A 25,859-nucleotide genomic window follows, 5' to 3' on the forward strand; every position below is an offset into this window, starting at 1 on the left:
CGGTAAGGACGTGCAGGCAGCAAATGAAACACCCGAGCGGCCACCGGGGCGGCTCCACCGGGCCCGAGTCCTCTACCGCAACGTATCCAAGCGGCAGATGGTCTGGCAGTTGCTCAAGGACACCGTCAATTCGTGCATGGAGTACCGCATTCTGGGCCTTGCGGCCGAGGCGGCGTTCTTCACCCTGCTGTCGCTTCCGCCGCTGCTCCTCGGACTGATCGGACTGCTCGGTTACGTCGACGAGTGGACGAACACCACCACGGTCGCGTCCATCGAGCGCAACATCCTCAACGCGGCGCAGACGGTCCTGTCCCAGCGGGGCGTCAACGACTTCGCCAAACCGCTCCTGGCGGACGTCACGACCGGCGCCCGCCCCGATGTCATCTCCATCGGTTTCGCGATCGCGCTCTGGTCGGGGTCCCGTGCGGTGAACGTCTTCATCGACACGATCACCGTGATGTACGGCCTCGACGGCCAGCGCGGCATTGTCAAGACACGGCTGCTCTCCTTCCTGCTGTACATCGTGGCGCTGCTGCTCGGCGCGGTCGTGCTGCCGCTGCTCGTGGTCGGCCCCGACCGGGTCGTGGAGTTCATCCCGTGGGGCACGGAGGTCATAAGCGTCTTCTACTGGCCCCTGGTGATCCTGCTGTCGATCGCGTTCCTGACGACGCTGTACCACGTGTCCGTGCCGGTCCGTTCGCCGTGGATCGAGGACGTGCCGGGTGCGCTCGTCGCGCTCGCGATGTGGGTGGTCGGGAGCTTCCTGCTGCGGATCTATCTGACCAGTACGGTCGAGGGGCCGACGATCTACGGCTCGCTCGCCGCCCCGATCGCCGTGTTGCTGTGGATCGGTATCTCCGCGTTCGCGGTGCTGGTGGGGGCGGCGGTCAACGCCGCCATCGACCGGGTGTGGCCCTCGCTGGCGACGGCGGCGGCGCGTGCGGCCAACGACCGTGCACGGGCGGTCCAGGCCGCGGAGCTCCTGGCGCGGGCGCAGGCGGAGAACGCCGAGGCGGACTGGGACGACATCGACGAAGGCGACACCCCCTACATGCCGTCCGAGTTCCCTGAGCGATGGTCGAGGTTCCTGCCGCCGGACGATGTGAGGTCCAGGCTGCGACAGCCGAGCCGCGGCAAGGAGACGGCCAAGCACACGTCCAAGGACGCGGAGCGGGAGGGGAAGAGGCCCCCGAAGCCGCGGCCGTAGCGCCGCAGGTGTCGCACCGGGCGGCCGGGAAGTGAATCGGTTGCCGGCGACACTCGGGCTGTCCCGTCATCCCCGGTGGGCGCACGACGACAGGTGCGGCACCTCGCCGCGTGCCGGAACAGCCGAATAATCCCGGTACGAGACGCCCCTCCGCGGTGCGATGCGCCGCATCCGACGCCGTGCGCTGTTCTACCAGGGATGACGGGACAGCCCTTAGCGTGTGAGGTATGGGCGAGGAGTACGCAGAGCGGGAGTCCCGCTTCGACGGGGCGATCGTCTGGACGCGGAACGTGCCGCAGGGCCCCGTCCGGCCCGTGCTGCCCGACGGCTGCATGGACCTGCTCTGGATCGACGGCCGGCTGATCGTCGCCGGGCCCGACACCCATGCGTACGAACCCTCCGCAGGTTCCGGCGGCCGGTTCACCGGCATCAGGTTCGCCCCCGGCACCGCCCCGGTCCTGCTCGGCGTACCGGCGCACGAACTGCGTGACCTGCGGGTCGACCTCGCCGGTCTGTGGCCGGGCGCCCAGGTGCGCATACTCGCCGAGCGCATCGCCGATGCCGCCGACCCCGCTGCCGCGCTGGAGTCCCTGGCGCTGCGGCGGGCGGCCGCCACCGGTCCGACGGACCCGCTGATGCGGTCCGTCGCCGGGCAGCTCGCGCAGGGGTGGTCGGTAGCCGCCACCGCGCACACGGCCGGTCTCGGCGCCCGGCAGTTGCACCGCCGGTCGCTGGCAGCCTTCGGCTACGGGCCGAAGACGCTGGCCAGGGTCCTGCGACTGCAGCGCGCACTGGCTCTCGTACGGACCGGCATGCCGTACGCCCACGCGGCGCTCGCGGCGGGCTGCACCGACCAGGCGCACCTCGCGCGGGAGATGCGCGAACTGGCCGGTACGACCCTGACCGCCTACTGCGAGGCGCTGGCGAACAGCGACACGGCGCAGCCGTCCGGGTCGAGGACCACCGCGTAACGCTGCCCCCATACGGCGTCCCACGGCTTCAGATGGCCCTGGTACCCGGCGCCGGTCAGGTCGTCGTACACCGCGTCCACCTCTGCCGGGCTGTCGCAGACGAACGCGAGCCCGACCCGGTCACCTCCTCGCGAGCCGGCCCACCCGGGGTCGAAGGAGCGGACGACGTCCTCGGTGTCCCACAGGATGCGCTGTCCGTTCGGCAGGGTGACTTCGACATGGGGTGCGGAATCCGCTCCGGCGGGGATGTCGAGCCCGAGCCGGCGGTAGAAGGCGAGCGATGCGGCCAGGTCCGCGGTGGTGATGCCGATCGCGTCGAGTCGTGGAGTCATGGTCCGAACGTAGAACGCAGCCGCGCGGCCGGTCTTGTACGAATCGGTCATGCGCTGCCCCGGCGCAGGCCCGTGAAAAAAAGGGGTACCGGCGGTGACCGCCGCGCTGGGATGGACGGCAGGCTTCTCCGTCATCCACGACCGGGAGACAACGTATGTCCACAGGTGGTTCGGACGATCCGTCGATCGACACGGGGCTGGTGCGACGGCTGCTCGTGGAACAGTTCCCGCAATGGGCGGATCTGCCGCTCACGCCGGTTCCGGTGTCGGGGATGGACAACGCGACCTACCGGCTGAGCAACTCGTCGCCGACCTCCAAGGGCTGTCCCGCAATCCCTGGCGGGCGCGCGGCGTCAGCTACGGCGCCTCGCTGCGTTGTCGGAACGCCCGAATACGTCCAGTATGAGGACGCCCCTCCGCCTTGCGATGCACCGCATCTGACGCCGCGCGCTGATCCACCAGGGATTACGGGACAGCCCTTGGCCCGTGCGGATCGGGCCGGCTCGGGCCCGACCCGCCCGGGACAGCCGTCAGCCCAGGCAGTCACCCGGGGAAGTCCCCGGGTCCGTCAGCGCCAGGCCCAACTGGGCGCGCTCGGTGATCCAGCGGGCCGGGCGGTAGCGCGGGTCGCCGGTCGTCGTGTGCAGCGCCCGGTGCAGTTCCAGCATCCGGTCCGCGCCGATTCGGTCGCCCCAGGCCAGTGGACCCACCGGATAGCCGAGACCGGTCGTGACGGCCAGATCGATGTCGGCCGGGGTGGCGAGGGAGCGTTCGGCGATCGACGCGGCGACGGACACGATCGAGGCCAGCAGACGCTGCGCGACCGAACCCGCCGTGTCCCGTACCACCGACACGGCGTACGGCTCGCCGTCGTCCTCCGCAGCCCGCGCCAGCACCGCGCGGGCGTCCCGTGCGGCAGCCGGGTCCGCCGCGGCCGTCACGGCGAGTACCCGGCGGCGGCCGGCCGGAGGCAGCGGGTCCACTCCGAAGGTGCGCCCGGCGGGCAACCGGTACGCGGTGACCGCGGCGGCCACGGTCGTGCCCCAGACCGGGACCAGCACCAGGGCGTCGGTGGACGGTTCGGTGCCGGTCTCGACGGCGGCGCCCGCCGCGGCCAGCGCCTCTCGAAGCGCGGCCGCGCCGGAGTCCGCCGCGTCCCCGACGACGTACACCGGCCGGTCCGCGTCGCCGGTGACCGGCGGCTCCTGAGCGACGGCGGGCGCGTCGGAGCCGTATGCGAACCAGCCGTGCCCGGTCTTGCGGCCGTGCAGCCCCGCGGCCACCCGGTTAGGGGTGAGGTACGAGGGGCGGAGCCGGTCCGCGTACCGGAAGCCCTCCCAGATCGAGTCGATGACCGCGGCCGTCACATCCAGACCGGTGAGGTCCATCAGCTCGAACGGGCCCATCCGCAGGCCGAGCACGTCACGCGCGATCCGGTCGATGCCTGCCGGGTCGGCGACCGACTCCTCCAGCAGTGCGAGCGCCTCGGTCACCAGACCGCGACCGGCGTGGTTGACGAGGAAGCCGGGGGTGTCGGCGACCGTCACCGCCCGGTGCCCGCAGCCCTCGACGAGCGCGGTGAGGGCCGGCGGGATCTCCGGGCGGGTGGCCGCACCCGGCACGATCTCGACGATCTTCATCAGCGGCACCGGGTTGAAGAAGTGCAGCCCGGCCAGGCGAGTCGGGTCCTTCAGCGCCGCGGCGATCCGGGTGACCGAAAGCGAGGAGGTGTTGGTCGCGAACACGGCCGAGGCGGGCAGCGCCTGCTCGAGCCGGCCGAAGACCTCCGCCTTGGTGCCGAGGTCCTCCCGCACCGCCTCGATGACCAGCTCGACGTCCGGCCCGTCCGCCCACGGATCGTCGAGCGGAACCAGCCGTTCCAGGGTGGCGGCGCAGTCCTCGGCGGACAGCCGGCCCTTCTGCACGGCGCGGTCGAGCATGGACCGTACGAAGTCGACGGCCGCGGTCACCGCCTCGGCGCGTACGTCGCACAGCTCGACGGTGTGTCCGGCGGTCGCGGCCCACTGGGCGATGCCACGGCCCATGGCTCCGGCGCCGACGATCCTGATACGCATGGCGGTTGGGGTCCTCTCGGGTGCGGGTGGGTGAGCGGATGCAGTCGTCTCAGCGAAGATAGACGCGTTCGGGGTCGACGTCCTCGCGCAGCAGCCGCAGCTCCTCGGCGGTGGGCGGCGGTACGGTCTCCACCGTGTCGGCGACCGACAGGTCCCAGCCCGTGGCCGCCCGTACCTGTTCGACCGTGACACCCGGCTGGACGGCGACCAGCCGCAGTTCCTCGCCGATGCCCGAGCGGGCGAGGATGCCCAGTTCGGTGATGACCCGGGTGACGCCGATGCCCAGCGGCCGGATGCCCTCGGCGAGCGCCCGGTCGGGTCCGGGCGTGGTGCAGAAGTCGAGGGTCGCGGTGAACGAGCGCGGAGTGTGACGGCGCATCACCACGAAGACCTCACGGGAGTTGGCCATCACCTCGACGCCGCCGCCGGAGCCGGGCAGCCGGACCGTCGGGCTGTCCCAGTCGCCGATCACGGAGGTGTTGAGATTGCCGTGACGGTCGATCTGCGCGGCCCCCAGGAACCCGACGTCGATATGGCCGCCTTGCAGCACGCAGCCGAAGAGCGCCGGCATGGAGAGGACCGCCTCGGCACCCGTGATGAGAACGGCGTCGGCGATGGTCTCCGGCAGCTGGGAGGGGTGTGCGCCGCAGACTCCGGACTCGTACACGACCTCGATGTCGGGAGCGACCGTCAGATGGGCCAGCTCCGTGGCGAGCGTCGGCAGGCCGATGCCGGCGAACACGGTGCGGCGCGCGACCAGTTCGCGCGAGGCGACGACGGAGAGCAGCTCCGACGAGGTGACGGTGGTCATGCCCTGCTCCTTCTCGTGATCCGTACTCACAGTCGCCGCCCGTAGTTCACCGGTTCGCTGAGCGCCTCGCCGACCGCGAGCCCGGCCCAGAACTCGTCGCCGAGCCTGTCGACGTACTCGGCGTGGTCGGCCGTCCCGCGCACCCATTCGTCCAGCCAGGCCTGCAGCCGCTGCGGATCCTTGCTGATCCGGGACCAGGCCCGGTAGAAGGCGTTGTCCCGGTCGTAGTACCCCTGCGCGAACGAGGGGTGCGCGCCGCGTGGGCAGGCGACGACGGCGTCGACCGCATGGGCCGGGACGAGCGTACGGTTCGGGTCCGAGCGGATCACGCCGTCGTCGACTATCTCCTCCACGACGACGATCGCCTTGTCCGCGGCGTACACGGCCTCCGCCTGGATGCCGGTCAGGCCCCATATCTGGGTGTTGCCGCGGCGGTCGGCCCGCTGTGCGTGGATGATCGTGACATCCGGGTTGACGGGCGGCACCACATAGATCTGCTCGGGTTCGCCGTCCGGGCCCGGGTAGGGCGAAGTGACCTTCCGCAGATCGCTGTTGACGGATGGCAGATCGCTGCCGCCGTACGAGCGCAGGGGATAGAACGGCAGCCGCTGGGAGCCGGCGAGATAGCGGCAGATCATGCCGTAGTGGCTGTACTCCTCGAAGGCGAGCGGCGCCGGATCGCCGGTCTCGACGCGCCGCCGCAGCTCGCCGAGCGAACCGGCCGACGAGTTGCCGACGAAGGAGGAGACCAGCCGTGAGACACACCCCGCGGCGATCATCTGGTCGACGACGATGTCGGCGGTCATCCGGACGACGGTGAGGTCTCGGCGGCCCTGGCGGATGATCTCGTGGCCCGCGGCGGTCGGGATGAGGTGGGTGAAACCTTCGAGGCAGACGGTGTCGCCGTCGTGGACGAAGGAGGCGATGGCCTCCCTCATCGACAGCGTCTTGTCCGCCCTGTCCGTTGTGGCCACGGTGCTCCTCTGCGTGTGCGTGCGCGTCGCCCCACCGTGTCAGTGGCCATTGATTGCTGTCCAATACCGAATTAAGGTCGAATCAAGACTCCTGGTTTATGAATGAGGTGGGGAATGGAGCTGCGGCATCTGTCCGCGTTCATCGCTGTGGCCGAGGAGCTGCACTTCGGCCGGGCCGCCAAGCGCCTGCAGATGGCCCAGCCGCCACTCAGCCAGCAGATCCGGCAGCTGGAGAAGGAGCTCGGCGTCCAGCTCTTCGAGCGCAACACCCGCTCGGTGCGGCTCACCAGTGCGGGGGAGTCGTTCCTCCAGCCGGTGCGGACCGTGCTCGACGACCTCGACACGGCGGTACGAGCCGCGAGGGCGGCCGGCCGCGGTGAGTACGGTCGGGTCACCATCGGCTTCGCAGGTGCGTCCAGCCGCGAGACGCTGCCGCTGCTGACCAGGGCGGTGCGCGCCGCCCATCCCGCCCTGGAGCTGGTCATGAAGGGCCAGACGTACGCGGATGTCGCCCTCGCGGGAGTGGCGGACGGCTCGCTCGACCTCGGATTCGTCCGGCTGCCCGTGACCCGGCCGGGCGTGCAGTACCGGGTCATCGACGAGGAGGAGCTGGTCTGTGCCCTGCCCTCCGACCACCCGCTGGCCAGGCTGGAGCAGGTCCCGCTCGAGGTGCTCGCCCAGGAACCTTTCGTCTCCTTCCCCGCCAACACCGGCTCGACCGTGCGTGACGCGACCGTCGGGGCGTGCGAGGGGGCCGGATTCAACCCGCGCGTGGTGCAGGAGGCCCCCGACTCCTACACCATCCTGGCCCTGGTCGCCGCGGGCGTCGGCGTGACGCTCACCGTCACCTCCTGCCAGCACATCCAGCAGAACGGCCTGGTCTACCGACCGCTCGCCGGGCCCCCGATCCGGCTTCAGGCGGCGCTGGCCTGGCGGACCGACAACCCGTCCGCCGCCCTGCGCGCGGTACTCGCCGTCGCGGAGGGCGCGCTGCCGACCCCGGCCGGTCATTGAGACGCAGGGCGTCTTGAACCAGGGTGAACTGGATATTGGACCGACTCAGTCACCGGGTGCGAGGGTCGGTGGACACCAACCAAGGCATCTACCACCGGATGTCCGCGCACTCGTCCCCGTCACCCGCCCGTGCCACCGGAAGGTCCCGCCGTGCCCGACCAGCAGCCCGACATCGTCATCTGTGAACCGCTGCGCACCCCCATCGGCCGCTTCGGCGGGGCCTTCGCCCAGCAGACACCGGCCGCGCTCGCCGCACGTGTGATCGCCGAGATCGTCGCCCGTACCGGTATCGACCCGGCGAAGGTCGACGAAGTGACCCTTGGCCACGCCTACCCGTCCTCCGACGCCCCGGCCATCGGCCGGGTCGCCGGCCTCGACGCCGGACTCCCGGAGTCCGTGACCGGCTCCCAGATCGACCGCCGCTGCGGCTCCGGCCTGCAGGCCGTACTCGACGCGGCGATGCAGATCCGGGCGGGCTTCAGCGACGTCGTGATCGCGGGCGGCGTCGACGTGATGAGCGCCGCCCCCTACTACACGCACGACGGCCGCTGGGGCATCAAGGGCCCCGGCCTTCAGCTGCACGACTCCCTGGCCCGCGGCCGGGTCACGGCGGGCGGCGTCAACCATCCGGTCCCCGGCGGCATGATCGAGACCGCGGAGAACCTGCGGCGCGAGTACGCCGTCAGCCGCGCCGACCAGGACGCGCTCGCCCTGCGCTCGCAGCAGCGGGCCGCCCGGGCCGCGGCCGACGGGCGCTACGACGCGGAGACCGTGCCCGTGACCGTACGCACCCGCAAGGGCGAGACGACCGTCACCGCCGACGAGCACCCGCGCCCCGACACCACCGCCGATCAACTCGCCGCGCTGCGTCCGATCATGCTGAAGTCCGACCCGGACGCCACCGTCACCGCGGGCAACGCCAGCGGACAGAACGACGCGGCCGCCGCCTGCCTGGTGACGAGCGCGACGACCGCCGAACGCCTCGGCCTGACTCCGCTGGTACGGCTGGTCTCCTTCGCCCGCGCCGGAGTTCCGGCCGCGACGATGGGGATCGGCCCCGTCCCGGCGACCCGTGCGGCACTCGCCCGCGCCGGCCTCGGCCTCGCCGACCTCGATCTGATCGAGATCAACGAGGCATTCGCGGCCCAGGTCCTGGCCTGCACCCGCGAGCTGGGCCTCGGCGACACCGACCACGAGCAGCGGATCAACGTCAACGGTTCAGGCATCTCCCTCGGCCACCCCGTTGGCGCCACCGGCGCCCGGATCCTGGCCACGCTGACCCGGGAGATGCACCGTCGCGAGGTGCGCTACGGACTGGAAACCATGTGCATCGGCGGCGGCCAGGGCCTCGCCGCGATCTTCGAGCGCATCGCGGCCTGACGTGCACCGCGCTCGTCGCACCCACGGCAGCTGACCGGCGGTGAGACGTGCAGCGTCTCACCGCACCAGCAATTCGGTACTGGGCCGTACCAGGTCCCGGCAGGCACCGTGACCGCCACCACACCCCGGCAGCCGTCCCCAGGTCCCTCGCTGCGCTGCCGCCACAGGCGTCTCGGGCGACGCCCCACCATCCGCTTGATCGACGACGTTCACGGGAGCCATGCATGAGTGCGTCCACCGCCACCCCACGAGAGCACACCAGAGCCGCCAACCGCGCCGGATTCGGAGCCTTCATCGGCTCGACCATCGAATGGTTCGACTTCTACATCTACGGCACCGCGGCCGCGCTGGTCTTCGACAAGGTGTTCTTCCCCGAACTCGACGGCGCCGTAGGCACCCTGGTCGCCTTCGCGACCTTCTGGGTCGGCTTCCTCGCCCGACCCATCGGCGGCGTCATCTTCGGCCACTACGGAGACCGCCTCGGCCGCAAGAAGACGCTCGTCATCACCTTGCTGATGATGGGCATCTCGACCACCGCGATCGGTCTGCTGCCGGGCTACGCCTCCATCGGCATCGCTGCCCCGATCCTGCTGGTGGCCATCCGCATGGTGCAGGGCATCGGCCTCGGCGGCGAGTGGGGCGGCTCGGTCCTGATCGCCTCCGAGCACGCCCCGAAGGGCAAGTCGGTGCTGTACGGGGCGTTCGCCCAGCAGGGCTCGCCGGTCGGTAACACCCTCTCCACGCTGAGCTTCCTGGCGATCAGCCAGCTGCCCGACGAGGCGTTCGTCTCCTGGGGCTGGCGCCTGCCGTTCCTCTTCTCCGCCGCCCTGGTCATCGTCGGACTGTTCGTCCGGCTGAAGGTCGCCGAGTCCCCGGCGATGGCGAACCTCATCCAGAAGAAGGAGGTCGTCAAGGTTCCGCTGACCGAAGTCCTGCGCACCCAGCCCATGCTGATCGTCCTCGGCATCGGCGCCTGCACCATCGGCCTGTCGGCAACGTACTTCAAGTCGACGTTCGCCCTGTCCTGGGCCACCTCGTCGCTCGACTTCGACCGCAGCTCCTTCCTGACGATCATCCTGGTCGCCAACATCACGCAGATCGTCGTGCAGCCGTTCGGCGCCCTCATCGCCACCCGGATGAAGAGCTGGTCCCGGGCGGTGACGGTGATGCTGCTGCCCGAACTGATCCTGATGCCGCTGATGTTCGTCCTCATCAGCACCGAGAACTACGGTCTGGCGATGGTCGGCGTCGCCGTCGCGACCATCCCGCACTGCCTCTACTACGCGGCCCTCGCCGGGATGCTCGCCAGCCGCTTCCCGGCCCACCTGCGGTACACCGGCATCTCGCTCTGCTACCAGCTCTGCGGCACGCTCCTCGGTGGAACGACCCCGATCATCGGTCAGTTCCTGCTGAACCGCACCGGCTCGATCACCGCCGTCATCGCCTACGCCGTCCTCCAGGTGGTGCTGACCCTGGGCTGCATGCTGCTCCTGCTCAAGCGTCCCAACCACGACGAACAGGCCGCGGAGCCGCTTGCCGCACCGCGCACCGCACCCGTCACCGCCTGACTTCCACTGCGAGCAAGAACGGAGCGCGGACCATGCCGCTGACCGTGCACGGCATCCCGGAGGTCCTCACCCTGAGCGGGCGCGACCTGGGTCACTCCGGCTGGAAGGAGATCACCCAGGAACTCATCGACGCCTACGCGTACGTCTCGGGGGACCACCAGTGGATCCACACCGACACCGAACGCGCCGCGACGGGCCCGTACGGACGCACCATCGCCCACGGGTACATGGTCCTCAGCTGGGGGATCCCGATGTTCGGTGAACTGCTCCAGGTGCAAGGCGTGGGCCGGGCGCTCAACTACGGAGTGAACAAGGTCCGTTATCCGGCCCCGGTACCGGTCGGCAGCCGCGTGCGGCTGCATGCTTCGGTCCTCGGGGTGACGGAGGTCGCGCGGGGCGGCGTCCGGATGACCCGCGCCTTCACCTTCGAACTCGAAGGGTCCGAGAAGCCGGCCTGCGTCGCCGAGTCACTGACGCACTTCTACCCGTAGGGGCACGGCCCTGTCCGCACCGGCTGCGGCTGACGCGCAGTGAGATGCCCCGCATGTACGCGAGGCAGGCGGAACGCGACAGGTCCGGCAGGACAGCTGAGGCTGTCCTGCCGGACCTGTCGCTATTTCCCTGTGAGGCGAATTCTGCGTATGCGTCAGTTCCGCGAGGCGCGGGCGCGGCGCATCAGCAGGGTGCCGCCGAGCAGAAGGGCTGCGCTGCCGGCGGCCGCCACTCCGAGGTCGGCGGAGCCGGTGCGGGCCAGCTGAGAGCTGGGGGTGCTCACGCCGGCGGGGACCACGGTGGGCGGTTCGACGACGGGGGGCTCCACGACCGGCGGTTCGACGACGGGGGGCTCCACGACGGGGGGCTCGACGACGGGGGGCTCGACGACGGGCGGTTCGACGACGGGCGGTTCGACGACGGGGGGCTCCACGACGGGCGGCTCCACGACGGGCGGCTCCACGACCGGCGGTTCGACGACGGGGGGCTCCACGACCGGCGGTTCGACGACGGGCGGCTCCACTACGGGCGGCTCGTTCGTCGACGACCCGCCGCCGTTGGAGCAACGGTTGCCCACCGCCGGGTTCAGTGCGCCGACGACATCGACGGTGTTGCCGCAGGCGTTGACCGGGACGTCGACAGGAACCTGGACCAGGTTGCCCGAGAGCACTCCCGGGGAGTTGCTCGTGCCACCGACGGCACTCGCGCCCTGGACGCCGTCGTCGTCGCTGTCGCTCGCGTTCTCGCACGTGTTACCGAATGCCGGGTTCAGCAGACCGACCACATTGACGGTGTTGCCGCAGACATTGACGGGAACGTGCACGGGCACCTGTACGGCGTTGCCCGAGCCGACGCCCGGCGAGCCGGCAGCGGAGCCGTCGGCCGAAGCATCCGCCTGTGCATATCCGCCTGCCGCGGTCAGGATGCCTGACGCCGCCGCCATGACGAGCATGCTCTTACTCAAAGCTTTTCGCATTGGTTGCCCTTCCTTAGGACATTTCGCGCGGGCGGATGGCCCGCAGTTCATTCATCAGGCGGTGGAGCTGCCACCGGGGATACCGTCCCGGCAGCTCGCCATACGCGATTCGGCAAGCGGCGGTCACGGCTCAGCGGAACTCGCACGGACTCCTCTGACACGCGTTCCGAAGTCGCGCTTGACGAAAGGCATAACGACAAAGATTTGGTGGGGGAAACTCAGAATTTCGTGGAAATTATGTAACCACCCGGACGGATTACGTACGCGTGTTCGACGCTCTGTGGCACGGGCGACGCGGCGTGATCGCGACGCGCCTCGGTGCGAGTGACCACGACGGCCAGGCATTCGGGTGAATGGAGAGAACCAAACGGCTGCCGTCGAGTTGGTCAGGGTGCTCCGACGCGGGGCAACAGGTACGAGAAGGGTTGATTGTGATCAAGCAGGTCCTGGCTGCGGACGCTGTCGCTGCCTCCATCGTCGGCATCTCGGCGACGCTTGCTCCGCAGGCGATGGCTGTCGGCGACGACACCGGTACCACCTCGGTCGACGGCAACGGCTCGCAGTCGTTCGCCGACTCCGAGACCCGTGGTGACCGGAGCTCGCAGTTCGGCCTGGTTCAGGGCAGCCTGAACAAGCCATGCGTCGGTCTGCCGGCCGAGGTCGACACCGATTCTCTCGTCGGAGTGGTCCCGGTAGCGGTCCAGGGCGTCAGCGCCCTGTCCTCGCCGCAGCAGAACCAGCAGTGCACCGAGAACTCCACCCGGACCAAGGGTGACGAGCCGCTGTCGCACCTCCTGGACAGCATTCCGGTGCTCTCGGGCAACGGCACCGGCAACAGCTGAGTCTGCCGAACCGAAGACCCGGGCCCGTCGGGGTGCCCCGTGTGGATCGGGTCTGCTGTTGCCTGCCGGTCCCTCGGCACATCGGGAAATCGAATGATCTCCGCAGTCGTGCCGAGTGACGAATGTTCCATCATTCGGGCGGATTCTCAAGAATCTTCTTCTTGAAGAGTTTCGCGCACGGTCTTAAGTCGTTACGAATTGTAGTGGCGGAGTTACGAGCGTTCAGGACTGCGCTCGTGCGGCACGAAAGTCGTGGCCGCTCCGGACTCCGTCAAAGAAAGGGATGAAAGTGAAGTACACCAAGGCTGCCGCTATCGCCGCCGGAACCCTGATGGCGATCGGCGCCGCAACTCCCGCCTTCGCCGACTCCGGTGCCGAGGGTGCAGCCAACAACTCCCCGGGTGTCCTTTCCGGCAACGTCATTCAGGTTCCGGTTCACATCCCGGTCAACGTCTGTGGCAACACGGTGAGCGTGATCGGTCTGCTCAACCCCGCCGCCTTCAACGCCTGCTCCAACGGCTGAATGACGGGCGGCTGAGCCCAGCGCTCACCGCCCGTCCGCCCCGGATCGCGCCTCGTGTGCGATCCGGGGCTTTCCTCTTTCCGCGTGCTCCGTCCCGCGCGTTCGCGGTACTTCCGGATGCGGCGGAACGGCCGAAGTCGTTCCGCATCGCCCGAGGCGCGGAGCGCCGGCGGCTGGAGGGGCGGGCACCCGGACGGCTGCGCGGAACGGAGCACCTGACAGTGCACCACTCATTCCGGCCGTGGAACCCCCGCAACACTCGTTCCGGTGAATAGTCATCAGATCGATCGGGCGGTCCGCCAGAAAAGGCGGACCGTGCAGTTTCCCGATCGGAGCCGAGTCGTTACGCAGGTCGAAAGCGGTAGAAGTCACAGGTGAAGAAGGCTTGTGCGGCGCGGGGACGCGACCGAAACAGATGCCGCTGCAGAAGGGATCCTGAAAGTGAAGTACGCGAAGACTGCTGCGTTCGTTGCCGGTTCCGTGGTTGCTCTCGGAACGGCTGCTCCCGCCTTCGCCGTTACCACCGCCACGGCCCCGGCCCCCAGTTTCAGCCTCGACGGCGGCGTCGACCAGGTGTTGGCCGCAACCCCGCAGGGCGTCGACCCGATCGTCGACACCGTCGGAGGCGCCGCGGAATCGGTGCAGAAGAAGGGCACCGTCACCAAGGCCGCCGGTCAGGCCGCCGGTGCGGCCAGGAGCGCGGCTCCGCTGCTCGGTGGCGTGCCCCTCGGCGGCTGACCCGTCGAAAGGCGGCAGTTCCCAGCGCATCCGCGGCGATTGCAATTCTCCGGTGTCGGCTGCTGCGATCGTCGGCGCCTCCGTCGCCCCGCAGGCCATGACCATCGGCGACCACACCGGTACGACGTCGTTCAACAGCGACGACAGCACGGTCAAGGGCTCGCTGAACAAGCCCTGCGTCGGCCTGCCGGCGGCAACAAGTGGAGCAGCACCGCTCCGGAAGGCGTTTTCCCGACACCTTCGTGGGGCCGGTTCATCCGCGCGGCAGCCATTCCTCGGCGGCCCGGACGGACCGGCCTCTCGTCGTGCGTCCGCGGGTGACCACCAAGGGGTGCGGGGCGGCACTCAGCCCGCCGAAAACCCTCGATGGAGGGGCGCACTGGGCCGGTTGCCGTAGTGGCGGCTGCGGTCGGTGGCCACACCGGGTAGAGGCCCGTCATGGACCATTACGACAGTGAGCGCCCGTGCGGCCGGCACCGGCACACGGAGGACGTCACACCCATCTACGACCGGCTGCTCGCTGAATGGGAGGCAGCCCGGCGGGCCAGGCAGCAGGCGGTGCCGTGCGCCGAGTCCGATCCGCCCTACGTGGGGCGCCTGGTCCCCGCGGCGCGCACGTCCGGCGAGACGCTCGGCGACTGAGCGCGCCGGCCCGAACTCGCTCTGGGGCACGCCTGTTTGAGTGTTCTGCGGAGACGACGCCTCCGTACCCGGTTGGTCAGTACGTTCCAGAAGGGGCGTTCTGATCCCGGTCGTGGTCCGCTGCGGCAAAAAATGCGTTGACGGCGTCGGGCGGCCTCCGGCTATCGTGTGCAACGTTGCGGCCGGCGGACATTCCGCCGGTGTCGGCCCGTGCTGTGAACCAGGAGGTGAGGACATTGATGACTGTCGTTGCGATGGGCGCTGCCCATAACCGGAAGAGCATCGTTCTCACCCCTGTGGTCGCCGGCTGACCTTCTTTCGTACTTCTCCGCGCCCGAGTGCGCGTTGCCGGGGCCACCCTCCGAAGGGTTTCCCTTGTCTTTCTCCCCGCTTTCCCCGCTCTCCTCCAACACCGGCCCGTCCTCGTCGCATCCACTGTCGCCGTACGGCTGGGACGACGACTGGGCGGCCGAGTTCGCACCGCACGCCGCAGCCGGGCTGCTGCCCGGACGGGTGGTTCGGGTGGACCGCGGTCAGTGCGATGTCGTCACGCCAGACGGCACCGTCCGCGCGGACACCGCGTTCGTCGTCCCCCGCGACCCCATGCGGATCGTCTGCACCGGCGACTGGGTCGCCGTCGACCCCGACGGTGATCCGCAGTTCGTACGGACACTGCTGCCGCGGCGCACCGCCTTCGTGCGCTCGACGTCGTCACAGCGTTCCGAAGGCCAGGTGCTCGCCACCAACGTCGACCACATCGCCATCTGCGTCTCGCTCGCCGTGGAGCTCGACCTGGGGCGGGTGGAGCGCTTCCTCGCGCTCGCCATGTCCAGCTCCAGCGGTGACGCGCTGCTGCGGGACGGTGCGTCCGCCGCGGACGGTGCAGCCCAGCCGATCGTGGTGCTGACCAAGGCCGATCTGGTGCCGGACGCCGACACGCTGTCGTATTTCGTCCAGGACATCGAAGCCGTCGCGCCCGGGGTGCAGGTGCTGCCCGTCAGCTCCGCCACCGGGGAGGGCCTCGACGTCTTCGGTGCCATCGTCTCGGGCGGCACGAGCGTGCTGCTCGGGGCGTCCGGTGCGGGCAAGTCGACGCTTGCCAACACGCTGCTCGGCGACGACGTGATGGACGTACAGGCCGCCCGTGACGTCGACGGCAAGGGCCGGCACACCACCACGACCCGCAATCTGCTGGTTCTGCCCTCCGGGGGCGTACTGATCGACACACCAGGACTGCGCGGGGTCGGCCTCTGGGACGCGGAGACCGGCGTCGGCCAGGTCTTCTCGGAGATCGAGGACCTGGCCCGGCGCTGTCGGTTCCACGACTGCGCCCATCAGTCCGAGCCCGGCTGCGCGGTACTCGCCGCGATCGACGACGGTTCGCTCTCCGAGCGGCGCCTCGACAGCTTCCGCAAGCTGCTGCGCGAGAACCAGCGCATCGTGGCCAAGACCGATGCCCGGGTACGGTCCGAGATGCTGCGCGAATGGAAGCGCAGAGGGGCCGCGGGCCGGGCCGCCATGGACGCGAAGCGGGGCCGGGTGCGGTAACGCCGCGCCCGACCAGGAGGCCGGGTCGACGTCCGAAAACCGCGAGTGCGCCATCGCTCGGTGGCGCACACTGGACGGTGTGATGGACGAACGGACCAGGTACGAGGCGGTGAGCAGCCGCGACGCGCGGTTCGACGGCGAGTTCTTCTTCGCCGTCGAGACCACCGGCATCTACTGCAGGCCGAGCTGCCCCGCCGTCACCCCCAAGCGGAAGAACGTCCGGTTCTTCCCGACCGCCGCCGCTGCCCAGGGCAACGGCTTCCGGGCGTGCAGGCGCTGCCGCCCGGACGCCGCCCCGGGGTCCGCGGAGTGGAACGTACGGGCCGATGTCGTCGGCCGTGCCATGCGGATGATCGGTGACGGCGTGGTGGACCGGGAGGGCGTGCCCGGGCTCGCGCACCGGCTCGGCTACAGCTCGCGCCAGGTGCAGCGGCAGCTCAACGCCGAGCTGGGCGCCGGACCCGTCGCGCTGGCCCGCGCCCAGCGGGCGCACACCGCACGGGTGCTGCTCCAGACGACGGGGCTGCCCGTCACCGAGATCGCGTTCGCGTCCGGGTTCGCCAGCGTGCGCCAGTTCAACGACACGATCCGGCAGATCTACGCCCGCACGCCGAGCGCGCTGCGGGCCGAGGCCGGGACCGGACGGGGGGCGGGGGTGCGGGAGACGCGCACGGCCGGAATCCCGCTCCGGCTCGCTCACCGGGGACCGTACGCCGCCAGGGAGGTCTTCGATCTGCTGGCCGGCGAGGCGGTCGCCCGGGTCGAGGAGGTCAGCGGCGAGCCCGGTGCCCGCACCTACCGGCGCACCCTGCGGCTGCCGTACGGCACGGGTGTTGTCGCCGTCGACGAGCGGTCCGCCGGGGCATGGCTGGACGCCAGGATCAACCTCACGGATCTGCGCGATCTGACCACGGCCGTGCAGCGGCTGCGGCGCCTCTTCGACCTGGATGCCGATCCGTACGCCGTCGACGAGCGGCTCGGCGCCGACCCCGGTCTGGCACCGCGCGTCGCGGCCCGCCCCGGGCTGAGGTCGCCCGGCACCGCGGACCCCGAGGAGTTCGCCGTACGGACGCTCGTCGGCCGGGAAGCGGCGGAGCTGCTCGTGGAGACGTACGGGAAGGTCCTCGATGTGCCGAGCGGTGGTCTGACCCATGTGTTCCCGGAGCCCGGAGTGCTGGCCGGCGTGGCGGACGATCCGGCGCTGCGGACACTGGCGGCCGCGCTCGCCGACGGGACCGTGCGTCTCGACGCCGGGGCCGACCGCGACGAGGCCGAGCAGGCGCTGTTGCGGCTGCCGGGGGTCGGTCCGGCAGCCGTCGCGCTGATCAGGATGCGGGCGCTCGGCGATCCCGATGTGGATCCGGGCGGGTCCTGCGGGGCGGAGCGGTGGCGGCCCTGGCGCTCCTACGCCGTGCGCCATCTCGACTGCCGGTGACATCGACCCCGTCGAGAGGCCGTACTGCCTTCACCGGCCGGAACGCGGGGCGGGCCTTCCAGCACATGGACCGGCCCCGCACACCGACCCCACCGCCCGCCGCACCGGACGGTGGTCCCACGACCTGCGACAGGAGCGGCTCAGACCGGCAGACCCCAACGCGGCGCCGCCGCGTTCGGGGCGACCGGACGGATCGTCAGGTCCGGGCGGTCACCCTTGGCCGTGATCAGTGCCGAGTCGCCCTTGCGGAGGCTGATCCGCACCGTGCCGTCCGCGACCTCCTCGTACCTCAGCGGCCGTCCGTGGCGATCCCGGATCTCGATCGGGCCGTCTATGCCGTGGCGTACGACGCAAGGGGCGCCGGCCTCGCTGGTCACCCGCACCCAGCGGGTCCGGCCTTCTTCCCGTACCGCGCTGAGCAGGAACGCGCCCTGGGTACGGAAGTCGTGGACGGTCAGCTCCCGCCAGGCTGCGGGCAGCGCCGGGAAGACCCTGATCGTGCCGCCCCAGGACTGGCACACCATGTCGTGCAGCGACTGGGCCGCGGAGAGTGGGGTCTCGATGACCGGGCCCGACTCCTTGTACATGGTGTTCGCCTGGATGAAGCGGCTCATCAGCTGGCCGAGGTACTTCAGGGCGTCCTCGCCCTTGCCGAGCAGCGCGGACATCGAGGCCGCACCGGTGAAGGTGTAGCCCTGCAGGGCGCCTTCGAACCCCACCCAGTGGGCGAGGGACTTCTCGATCAGGGCGCGCTCGTCGGGTGTCGCACCCGTCAACTCGTACAGCGGGTACACCGCGAGCATGTGCGAGTAGTGGCGGTGCGACTTCGCGAACGGAACCCCGGCCCCGATCATGAACCCATTGGCGTCGACCGGGTAGGGCGCGAGCTTGGCCAGTACCTCCTGCCAGCGGGCCGTCAGCGGGTCGTGGACGCCTAGCTGCTCGGCCGAGTCCAGTAGGGTGCGGCAGCCCCAACGCAGCAGCATCAGGTCGTAGTTGCAGTCGGGGGCGTTGACGCCGTACTCGGGGGAGAACGTCGCCGGTAGGTGCAGCTTGCCGTCCGCACCGGGCGCCAGGAAGTGCAGGTAGTAGTTGACCGCCTTGCGCAGCAACGGGAACAGCGTGTCGCGCAGGATCGACTCGTCCATGGTGTGCCGGTAGGAGAGCCACACGTTGTGCAGCGCCCAGGTGAGGTTGCCGACCTCGGGGGTGGGAGGGTCCTGGCCGGGGATGCCGACACCGTAGCCGCCGTCGGTCACCGACGCGCCGTTGACCAGCTGAGGGTCGGTGGTGCGCGGGATGCCGGCCGAGTCCGCCCGGTAGGGGGCCGCGACCTCGCGGGAGAGCTGGTCCCGGAACTCGCTCAGGGCGCGGGTGACGGCGTCCAGCTCCAGATGATTGGAGCCGTGGATCAGCCAGTACTCCAGCTGGACGTTGAGGTTCCACCAGGTGTTCGGCCACGGGGTGGGCTCCAGCCAGGGGCCCGAGGTCGCCATCACGGGCGCGTCCTTGCGGGCCGCCGACGCCGTCTTGTAGAGCTGGATCCAGTAGAAGCGCTGCAACCGCGCGTCCGGGAGAGACAGGAAGCTCTTCCGGTAGAACCGGTCCCACCAGGAGCGGTGCGGGGTGGCGAGCAGCGCGTACGGGAGGGCGGAGGCCGTCTTGACCGTACGCAGCGCGCGGTCACGTGCGGTCGTCTTCGGGTGGGAGTGCGTGACGGTGACATACAGCGTGCGGCTGTCGCCCCTGGTGCGCTCCCGCCAGGCGGTGACGTGCTGGCCGCCCGCCAGCAGCGGCTGGACGGCGGCGCTCACCTCGCCGTGCTGCTCGACGACGGCGGGCGGGTTGCCCGTGTAACCGTCCGGCAGAGGCTTGAAGTCAGCACGCGGGCTGATGGCGTCGGCCGGATGGAAGACCCAGCGGAAACCCTGCTCGCCCTCGCTCGGGGTGACTTCGACGGCGAGCAGATCGCTGGAGGAGTGGACGAAGGCGCGGAGCTTCAGGGTGCCCGCGGTGGTGGTGATCGTGCCTTCGAGCTCGGCGGTGCGCAGTCGCATCCACCACTCGATGCCGGTGATGGTGCCGGCCGGTTCCAGGGTGAAGTGGCCGATCGGCAGGCGGGCGAGGCCGAAGAGGGAACCGAACTCGGGGCGGTGGTCCTGGACCTCGGAGTGCTGGACGTTGAAACGGACGGCCGTGGTCGTGGCGCCCGGCTCGGCGTAGATGCCGGAGCCGAGGCGGCCGTTGCCCAGATACGGGCCCTCGTACCAGGTCGTCGGCAGCTTCTGCCAGAGCAGATCGGCGTCGTCGAGGACGGTGCGCCAGCTGTCATCGGGGGAGTGCACGACGGGTGCGGCGGAGGTGGCAGGTGCGGTGGCCGGGGCTGCTGCCTGGGCCGGGACGGCCGCGCCGCCCACGACCAGCGCGCCGCCGAGCGCGGTGCCGGTGGCGAGAACAGTTCTTCGGGAGGGGGACGGCGGCGAGCAGGCCGTCCGGGGAGGCGGGGGCGTGCAGGAAGGGTCCGGTGCTGTGGGCAAGGCGTCTCCTGGCGACTCGTACGCAGGCGCATCAATTCATCCGAGCTATTCCTTCACGGAAGGTAGGCAAGGGTGATCCTGACGTCAATAGAGCGGGAGAGATCCGATGTGTTACTGCCTATCTGGACAGCGTCCACCCTGATGTCCACCGAGGGAGAGGTGAGCGGTCAGCTCCGGATCACTGCGACCAGCCACGTCCCCGTCACCAGCAGACATGCGAACAGCTCGACCAGCACGGAGTAGCCGGTGGCCCGCATCACCGAACGGAGCGAGGCCCGGGCCGCCCCGCCGCTGCCGAGCCGCAACCGTTCCGCACCGTAGATCGCCCCGACGTACCCCACGATTCCGCCCACCACGGGCAGCACGAAAAAGCCCACGATCCCGGCGATCCCGCCCAGCATCAGCGTCTTGCGCGGGGCGCCGGACTCGCGCGGGCGGCGCGGCCTCAGCAGCGGCTTCAGCGCCTGGTTCAGCAGCAGGAGGGCGGTGGCGCCGATCAGTACCCCCCAGGCGGCCGGGGTCCTGGCGGTGAGTGCCCACCACAGCACGGCCGCCCAGACGATCGCCTGTCCCGGCACTCCGGGCACCAGCACGCCGACCAGGCCGAGCAGAATGACCAGGCCCACGGCGATGAGCTGCCACACACCCATCTGACCAGCGTGCCGGAATCCGACGGCTCCCGCCCGTCAGCAAGGTGCCGGGCGAGAGCCGTCGGTGCAGCTCAGACGCGTAATGGGGGCGATCGTGAGACCTTGCCGGACCAGCCCTCCTCAGGCTCGCGGGGTGCGGGAGACCCAGCCCCGTTCGTACGCGTGCCAGCCCAGCTGCAGCCGCGTCGACACGCCGGTGAGCTCCATCAGTCCCTTCACCCGCCGCTGGACGGTCCGCAGCCCCAGCTCCAGCTGTTTCGCGACGCTCGCGTCCGTCAGCCCGGCCAGCAGCAACGACAGAATCTCCAGATCGGTCGGATCGGGTCCGACGGCGGTCTCCTGGGCCCAGCCGCTCTCGCCGAGCCGCAGCGGCATGGCTTCGCGCCACACCGCCTCGAAGAGCCCCATCAGCGACTCCAGCAGCCCGGAGGCATGGACGACCAGTGCCGCCGGCTCGGCGCCGCGGCCGGTCAGCGGCACCATCGCCAGCGAGGCGTCCGCGACGACCAGCTTGGTCGGCACCCGGTCGACGACCCGGCACTGCTCGTCCCGGCTCAGCGCCGCCGACAGTTCCAGGATCCCGCTCGGCAGCGCGAGCACCTCGCGTTCGATCACCACCCGGAACGACACCCCACGGGTGGCGGCCCGTTCCTCCGACTCGTTCTCCAGACCGCTGACCGCGATCGGGTTCCCGGTGACCAGGGCGCACACCTCGCTCGCCGCCCCCAGCTGCAACTGGTGGAAGCGGTGCGCCACCGCGCTCGCGCCCGTGACCACCTCGACCAGGTCGTGCACGGCGGGCTCGGCGGCGTCCGCCCGGTATTCCTCGGCGAGCAGTGCCGCCGCCAGTTCCGCCTGCTCCAGCTCATGGCGCTGCTGGGTGAGCAGCGCACCCAGGGCGACCCCGGGAGGCGCCGCCACCCACCGGCCGGTGCGGGCGGACGACTGGGCGGCGAGGCCCTGCTGCTCCAGCCTGCGCAGCGCCCGCTCGGTCTCCGACTCGGGGAGCCCCAGCCGGTGCGCGAGGTCGTTGACCTCCGCCGCCCCCATCGCGACGAGCGCACGGTAGGCGGACTCCTGTCTCTCGTCGAGACCTATGGCTCCCAGCACCCTCGGACCCCTCCCCGGACGTGTCATTTCCGCATCGTCGCGCACCCTTCGGCCGGTCGGCCGTGGCGGAAAGCGGCCACGGCGTAAACCCGCCGTGCACATCATCCCTGTATCGCACGCACCTCTGCCAATGTGGCGCCACCGCAGTACCAACAACGCCCGGAAACAAGGCCTTTGTGTGCCCTTCTTCCGGAATCACCTGGGGAGTGCGATGCGCCCGATATCGCGTACGGCGCTGGGAGCGGCGACAGCCGCCGTCCTGGCCGCCACCGTGGCAGCGCCGTCCGTGGCCGTGCCACAGGACGCGCCCGCCGCGACAAGACCGCTCACCGGCAGTGCGGCGGCCACCGCGGCCGCTGCCGGGAAGGGCAGCAAGCCGGTCACCGTCACCCTGGTCACCGGGGACAAGGTTCTGGTGAGCACGGACCGTTCGGGAGCGGCGTCCGCCACCGCGCTGCCACGCGAGGACGGCACCGTGCCGCTCATCCAGACCCGGCAGTCCGGCAAGGACCTGTACGTCTACCCGGACACCGCGACCGAGTCGCTCGCCGCGGGCAAGGTCGACGAAGAACTCTTCAACGTCACCGGACTGATCCGCCAGGGCTACGACGACGCGAGCACCCAGTCGCTGCCGCTGATCGCGGTGTACAGCCAGGACCTGGCCCGCTCGGCGCCCGTCACCCCGCGCGGTGCGAAGCGCGGACTCGCACTCGACGCCATCGACGGCGTCGCGCTCAAGGCGGACAAGCAGAAGGCCGCCGACTTCTGGTCGGACGTCACCGACACCCGCTCCCGCTCGGTCTCCGGTCTCAAGAAGCTCTGGCTCGACCGCAAGGTTCAGGCCACTCTCGACAAGTCGACGAAGCAGGTCGGCGCCGACCTCGCGTGGGCCGCCGGCTACGACGGCAAGGGCACCAAGGTCGCCGTGCTCGACACCGGTGTCGACGCGGAACACCCCGACCTCAAGGGCCGGATCGCCGCCTCGGAGAACTTCACCGACTCCGACACCACCGACGACCGGCAGGGCCACGGCACCCACACCATCTCCACCGTGGGCGGATCCGGCGCGGCCAGCGACGGCAAGAAGAAGGGCGTCGCCCCGGGCGCCGACCTCCTCGCGGGCAAGGTCCTCAACGACAGCGGTTCCGGCGCCGAGTCCTGGATCATCGCCGGTATGCAGTGGGCCGTCGACCAGAAGGCCGATGTCGTCTCGATGAGTCTCGGCAGCCCGACGCCTACCGACTGCACCGACCCGATGAGCGTCGCTGCCGAGGAACTCGCCCGGAGCAAGGACACCCTGTTCGTGATCGCGGCGGGCAACTCCGGCCCGACGCTGAACACTGTCTCCTCGCCGGGCTGCGCCCCCGGCGTACTGACCGTCGGCGCCGTCGACCGCGACGACTCCACGGCCCAGTTCTCCAGCCGCGGACCCGTGATCGGCTCGCACACCCTCAAGCCGGAGATCTCCGCCCCCGGCGTCGACATCTCGGCCGCTGCGGCCGGTGGCCGCGGCATCTACGCCTACCGGACGATGTCCGGTACGTCGATGGCCACCCCGCATGTCGCGGGCGCCGCGGCCATCGTGAAGCAGCGTCACCCGGACTGGACCGCACAGCAGATCAAGGCCGCACTCGTGTCCTCCGCGAAGAGCGACATCCCCGGTGACGTCCGGGAGACCGGCGGCGGCCGCCTCGATGTCAAGGCGGCCATCGACACCACCGTCGTCGGCGCCCCCGCCATCCAGGGCGGCACGTTCAACTGGCCGCAGGACAAGAGCGACCGCACCACGGTCGACGTCCCGTACACCAACTCCGGCACCAAGCCGGTGAAGCTGTCGCTGAAGGTCCAGGGCGTCACCGGCAACGACGGCTCGGCCGTCCGCTCCTCCGTCGCCAAGCTCGACGCGAGCAGTGTCACCGTCCCGGCCGGAGCGACCGTCAAGGTCCCGCTGCACATCGACCCGACCGCGCAGCTGAAGGCCGCCCAGTACGGCGATGTCACCGGGCGGGTACTGGCCACCGGCGCCGACGGCGCCAAGGTCTCCACCCCGTTCTCGCTGTACGTCGGCGCCGAGACGGTCACCCTGCGCGTCAAGCTCATCGACCGCACCGGCAAGCCCGCCGCGGGTTCCTCCTCGGTGGACGTCATCGGCACCGACACCGCCAGCGGTGAGCGCCGCTTCAACGAGGGCGCGGCCGACCAGGTGTACCAGGTGCGACCCGGCGCGTACTTCGTCTCCAGCTTCGTCATGTCGCCGGACCTGAAGGACGCCACCGGCAGGATGGTCGAGTCCGTCGGCTACCTCGCCAGGCCGCAGCTGAACGTCACCAAGGACACCACCCTGGTACTGGACGCCCGCAAGGCCCACCGGCTCCAGGTGAAGACCGAGGACCGCAGGTCCGAGAACCGTTCCACGACCCTCACCTTCGGCCGCAGCTGGGACGGCACGTGGCTGCACTCGGGTTCCGTCACCGGCAGTCGCATCGTGAAGAACTACCTGGCCGACGTCGAGGGCAGGGCGACTGACGGCGACTTCGAGTTCGGCAGCTTCTGGCGTGCGTACGCCCCGCAGATCGACAAGCTCGCGGTCGTCGGCGGTGCCGAGCTGCACCCGCAGACGGCGAGCACCGGCGCCGTCAACCTCGACGGTACGGGCGAGGCCGCGCTCGTCGACGCGGGCACCGGCACTCCGGACGAGCTGAAGGCCGCCGGTGTCGAAGGCAAGATCGCTCTGGTGAAGGTCGCCGACACCGGAGCCATGACGGTCCAGGCACGGAACGCCAAGGCCGCCGGCGCCAAGGCGATCATCGTGTACCGGCCGTCCGCGGGCACATGGCTGCCGTCCGTCGGCTTCGGTTCGGCGCCGTTGCCCTCCCTCGCCATCGAGACGAGTGAGGCCGCCGGCCTGACCGCCGCCCTTGCCGACGGTCCCGTGACGCTGCGCTGGAAGGCCACCGCCGCCAGCCCGTTCGTCTACAACCTCGGTTTCCCCGAGACCGGCCCGGTCACCTCGGACCGTACGTACAAGGTCCGTGACAGCAAGCTCGGCAAGTCCACCGCCACGTACGAGGCGATGGGCGTGGCAGCCGACTACGACGACTCGTTGGTCATCGACCGGCCGTACGGCGGGCGCTTCTCCGCCGCGTTCGACATCGTCGCCGTCCCGGGCAAGCGCACCGAGTACTACTCGGCGGGCGACAACACCTGGGAGCGCTTCGTCTCCTCCAGCTTCCCCTGGGGCGAGACCATGGTCGACCCGGCCCGCACCTACAAGTCCGGCTCGCAGCGTACGGAGAACTGGTACCGGGGGATTCTCGGCCCGTCCACCCCGCGTGACCTCCAGGGCAAGGAGGTGCTCGCCGCCGAGCGTCAGGACAACCTGATCGGGGTCGCCCCGGGCTTCTGGGCGGACAGCGAACACAGCGGTATCCAGGGTTCGTTCGGTGACCTCGGCAACATGACACTGACCAGCGGCGACCAGAGCTTCGGCAGCACCGGAGTCCCGTTCGGTGTATTCGAGGTGCCGGCCGGGGACGCATCGTACGAACTGACCATGGTCACGATGAAGGTCGGTTCGCCCGCGGCCGTGTGGAAGCGGTCCACCCAGACCGAGACCACCTGGAAATTCCGTTCGAAGCGGGACGAGAACGCGTACTCTCAGGGCATCCCGCTCCTCTTCCCGGGCTACGACCTGGCGACGGACGGGATGAAGACCCTGGCGGCGCAGGACGGTCAGAAGATCGGCCTGAGCGTCACCGGTCACGCGGGTTACACACCCGGCAAACTGACCGCGGCCAAGGTCTCGTACTCGTACGACGGTGGCACGACCTGGACCCAGGCCACCACCGCACAGCGGGACGGGCGTTGGACCGCGACCGTGAACCACGAGGGCGCGGCCGGCAAGCCGGTCACGCTGAAGACGGAACTGACGGACGCCAACGGCAACTCCGTCGTCCAGACCGTCGTCGACGCATACGCGGTGCGCTGACCAGGGTCACACCGGAACCGGTCCGCCGGGCGTCCTTCCCGTGGGG

Annotated in this window: 21 protein-coding genes; 13 read left to right on the forward strand and 8 right to left on the reverse strand. The window is 70.3% G+C overall.

All coding sequences use genetic code 11. The annotated features are described in order from the left end of the window. Positions 1 to 10 precede the first annotated feature (10 nt). Both ACFYP5_RS17780 and ACFYP5_RS17785 read left to right on the forward strand, forming a co-directional pair. A complete protein-coding gene (locus tag ACFYP5_RS17780; protein WP_389036490.1) occupies positions 11 to 1,207 on the forward strand; it encodes a YihY/virulence factor BrkB family protein in 1,197 nt (398 codons plus the stop codon). A 227-nt stretch (positions 1,208 to 1,434) separates the two neighbouring features. Further along, entirely contained in the window at positions 1,435 to 2,178 is a 744-nt protein-coding gene (locus ACFYP5_RS17785; protein ID WP_389036493.1) for a helix-turn-helix domain-containing protein, read from the forward strand. Here the strand turns inward: ACFYP5_RS17785 and ACFYP5_RS17790 are convergent. The 4 genes from ACFYP5_RS17790 to ACFYP5_RS17805 form a co-directional block, all read right to left on the reverse strand. After that, positions 2,115 to 2,561: a VOC family protein gene (locus tag ACFYP5_RS17790; RefSeq protein ID WP_389036496.1), complete on the reverse strand. Its 447-nt coding sequence runs from the start codon at positions 2,559 to 2,561 to the stop codon at positions 2,115 to 2,117. The genes ACFYP5_RS17785 and ACFYP5_RS17790 overlap by 64 nt on opposite strands. 479 nt (positions 2,562 to 3,040) lie before the next feature. After that, entirely contained in the window at positions 3,041 to 4,585 is a 1,545-nt protein-coding gene (locus tag ACFYP5_RS17795) for a 3-hydroxyacyl-CoA dehydrogenase (protein WP_389036498.1), read from the reverse strand. 49 nt (positions 4,586 to 4,634) lie between these two features. Then, complete coding sequence (locus tag ACFYP5_RS17800) at positions 4,635 to 5,396, reverse strand: CoA-transferase subunit beta (RefSeq protein ID WP_389036501.1); 762 nt, start codon at positions 5,394 to 5,396, stop codon at positions 4,635 to 4,637. 26 nt (positions 5,397 to 5,422) lie between these two features. Next, positions 5,423 to 6,334 carry a CoA transferase subunit A gene (locus ACFYP5_RS17805; protein WP_389037048.1) on the reverse strand — a complete coding sequence of 304 codons (912 nt, stop codon included), beginning with the start codon at positions 6,332 to 6,334 and terminating at the stop codon, positions 5,423 to 5,425. Between the two features lie 150 nt (positions 6,335 to 6,484). Between ACFYP5_RS17805 and ACFYP5_RS17810 the strand changes: the two genes are divergently transcribed. The 4 genes from ACFYP5_RS17810 (at position 6,485) to ACFYP5_RS17825 (ending at position 10,823) form a co-directional block, all read left to right on the forward strand. Continuing rightward, positions 6,485 to 7,384 carry a LysR family transcriptional regulator gene (locus ACFYP5_RS17810; protein ID WP_389036503.1) on the forward strand — a complete coding sequence of 300 codons (900 nt, stop codon included), beginning with the start codon at positions 6,485 to 6,487 and terminating at the stop codon, positions 7,382 to 7,384. Between the two features lie 150 nt (positions 7,385 to 7,534). Then, a complete protein-coding gene (locus tag ACFYP5_RS17815) occupies positions 7,535 to 8,764 on the forward strand; it encodes an acetyl-CoA C-acetyltransferase (protein ID WP_389036506.1) in 1,230 nt (409 codons plus the stop codon). Positions 8,765 to 8,988: 224 nt separating this feature from the next. Continuing rightward, positions 8,989 to 10,332, forward strand: coding sequence for an MFS transporter (locus ACFYP5_RS17820; RefSeq protein WP_389036509.1), 1,344 nt, complete (start codon positions 8,989 to 8,991; stop codon positions 10,330 to 10,332). A gap of 32 nt (positions 10,333 to 10,364) precedes the next feature. Beyond that, positions 10,365 to 10,823, forward strand: coding sequence for a MaoC family dehydratase (locus ACFYP5_RS17825; RefSeq protein ID WP_389036512.1), 459 nt, complete (start codon positions 10,365 to 10,367; stop codon positions 10,821 to 10,823). 155 nt (positions 10,824 to 10,978) lie between these two features. Here ACFYP5_RS17825 and ACFYP5_RS17830 read toward each other — a convergent pair whose 3' ends face one another. Next, entirely contained in the window at positions 10,979 to 11,800 is an 822-nt protein-coding gene (locus ACFYP5_RS17830) for a chaplin (RefSeq protein WP_389036514.1), read from the reverse strand. A gap of 431 nt (positions 11,801 to 12,231) precedes the next feature. On the opposite strand from ACFYP5_RS17830, the gene ACFYP5_RS17835 reads away from it, so the two are divergent. From ACFYP5_RS17835 to ACFYP5_RS17860, 6 genes are all read left to right on the forward strand, one after another. Then, positions 12,232 to 12,642 (forward strand): rodlin, encoded by a 411-nt coding sequence (locus tag ACFYP5_RS17835; RefSeq protein WP_389036517.1) that lies wholly within the window; start codon positions 12,232 to 12,234, stop codon positions 12,640 to 12,642. 289 nt (positions 12,643 to 12,931) lie between these two features. Next, complete coding sequence (locus ACFYP5_RS17840; RefSeq protein WP_389036520.1) at positions 12,932 to 13,165, forward strand: chaplin; 234 nt, start codon at positions 12,932 to 12,934, stop codon at positions 13,163 to 13,165. A 441-nt stretch (positions 13,166 to 13,606) separates the two neighbouring features. Further along, positions 13,607 to 13,903: a hypothetical protein gene (locus ACFYP5_RS17845; protein WP_389036522.1), complete on the forward strand. Its 297-nt coding sequence runs from the start codon at positions 13,607 to 13,609 to the stop codon at positions 13,901 to 13,903. Between the two features lie 438 nt (positions 13,904 to 14,341). Beyond that, positions 14,342 to 14,545 carry a hypothetical protein gene (locus tag ACFYP5_RS17850; protein ID WP_389036525.1) on the forward strand — a complete coding sequence of 68 codons (204 nt, stop codon included), beginning with the start codon at positions 14,342 to 14,344 and terminating at the stop codon, positions 14,543 to 14,545. A 375-nt stretch (positions 14,546 to 14,920) separates the two neighbouring features. After that, positions 14,921 to 16,093: a ribosome small subunit-dependent GTPase A gene (gene rsgA / locus ACFYP5_RS17855; RefSeq protein ID WP_389036528.1), complete on the forward strand. Its 1,173-nt coding sequence runs from the start codon at positions 14,921 to 14,923 to the stop codon at positions 16,091 to 16,093. 82 nt (positions 16,094 to 16,175) lie between these two features. Then, positions 16,176 to 17,528 carry a DNA-3-methyladenine glycosylase 2 family protein gene (locus ACFYP5_RS17860; RefSeq protein ID WP_389037051.1) on the forward strand — a complete coding sequence of 451 codons (1,353 nt, stop codon included), beginning with the start codon at positions 16,176 to 16,178 and terminating at the stop codon, positions 17,526 to 17,528. A gap of 140 nt (positions 17,529 to 17,668) precedes the next feature. Here ACFYP5_RS17860 and ACFYP5_RS17865 read toward each other — a convergent pair whose 3' ends face one another. The 3 genes from ACFYP5_RS17865 to ACFYP5_RS17875 form a co-directional block, all read right to left on the reverse strand. Further along, complete coding sequence (locus tag ACFYP5_RS17865) at positions 17,669 to 20,065, reverse strand: glycoside hydrolase family 95-like protein (protein WP_389036531.1); 2,397 nt, start codon at positions 20,063 to 20,065, stop codon at positions 17,669 to 17,671. A gap of 167 nt (positions 20,066 to 20,232) precedes the next feature. Beyond that, positions 20,233 to 20,715: a DUF456 domain-containing protein gene (locus ACFYP5_RS17870; RefSeq protein WP_389036534.1), complete on the reverse strand. Its 483-nt coding sequence runs from the start codon at positions 20,713 to 20,715 to the stop codon at positions 20,233 to 20,235. A gap of 120 nt (positions 20,716 to 20,835) precedes the next feature. Then, positions 20,836 to 21,825: a helix-turn-helix domain-containing protein gene (locus ACFYP5_RS17875; RefSeq protein WP_356640545.1), complete on the reverse strand. Its 990-nt coding sequence runs from the start codon at positions 21,823 to 21,825 to the stop codon at positions 20,836 to 20,838. 211 nt (positions 21,826 to 22,036) lie between these two features. Here ACFYP5_RS17875 and ACFYP5_RS17880 point away from each other — a divergent pair, with 211 nt between their 5' ends. Next, positions 22,037 to 25,813 (forward strand): S8 family serine peptidase, encoded by a 3,777-nt coding sequence (locus tag ACFYP5_RS17880; protein WP_389036537.1) that lies wholly within the window; start codon positions 22,037 to 22,039, stop codon positions 25,811 to 25,813. The last annotated feature ends 46 nt before the right edge of the window (positions 25,814 to 25,859 follow it).

Origin of the sequence: Streptomyces sp. NPDC005262, from assembly GCF_042872425.1 — a bacterium.
Classification (GTDB): domain Bacteria; phylum Actinomycetota; class Actinomycetes; order Streptomycetales; family Streptomycetaceae; genus Streptomyces.

What these genes read in the sequence shown, in the direction of transcription:
- ACFYP5_RS17800 (WP_389036501.1), bottom strand. Translation starts at nt 5,396, where the DNA reads ATGACCACCGTCACCTCGTCGGAGCTGCTCTCCGTCGTCGCCTCGCGC.
- ACFYP5_RS17870 (WP_389036534.1), bottom strand. Translation starts at nt 20,715, where the DNA reads ATGGGTGTGTGGCAGCTCATCGCCGTGGGCCTGGTCATTCTGCTCGGC.
- ACFYP5_RS17825 (WP_389036512.1), top strand. Translation starts at nt 10,365, where the DNA reads ATGCCGCTGACCGTGCACGGCATCCCGGAGGTCCTCACCCTGAGCGGG.
- ACFYP5_RS17830 (WP_389036514.1), bottom strand. Translation starts at nt 11,800, where the DNA reads ATGCGAAAAGCTTTGAGTAAGAGCATGCTCGTCATGGCGGCGGCGTCA.
- ACFYP5_RS17795 (WP_389036498.1), bottom strand. Translation starts at nt 4,585, where the DNA reads ATGCGTATCAGGATCGTCGGCGCCGGAGCCATGGGCCGTGGCATCGCC.
- ACFYP5_RS17785 (WP_389036493.1), top strand. Translation starts at nt 1,435, where the DNA reads ATGGGCGAGGAGTACGCAGAGCGGGAGTCCCGCTTCGACGGGGCGATC.
- ACFYP5_RS17880 (WP_389036537.1), top strand. Translation starts at nt 22,037, where the DNA reads ATGCGCCCGATATCGCGTACGGCGCTGGGAGCGGCGACAGCCGCCGTC.
- ACFYP5_RS17810 (WP_389036503.1), top strand. Translation starts at nt 6,485, where the DNA reads ATGGAGCTGCGGCATCTGTCCGCGTTCATCGCTGTGGCCGAGGAGCTG.
- ACFYP5_RS17805 (WP_389037048.1), bottom strand. Translation starts at nt 6,334, where the DNA reads ATGAGGGAGGCCATCGCCTCCTTCGTCCACGACGGCGACACCGTCTGC.
- ACFYP5_RS17820 (WP_389036509.1), top strand. Translation starts at nt 8,989, where the DNA reads ATGAGTGCGTCCACCGCCACCCCACGAGAGCACACCAGAGCCGCCAAC.
- ACFYP5_RS17850 (WP_389036525.1), top strand. Translation starts at nt 14,342, where the DNA reads ATGGACCATTACGACAGTGAGCGCCCGTGCGGCCGGCACCGGCACACG.
- ACFYP5_RS17790 (WP_389036496.1), bottom strand. Translation starts at nt 2,561, where the DNA reads ATGACCGATTCGTACAAGACCGGCCGCGCGGCTGCGTTCTACGTTCGG.
- ACFYP5_RS17860 (WP_389037051.1), top strand. Translation starts at nt 16,176, where the DNA reads ATGGACGAACGGACCAGGTACGAGGCGGTGAGCAGCCGCGACGCGCGG.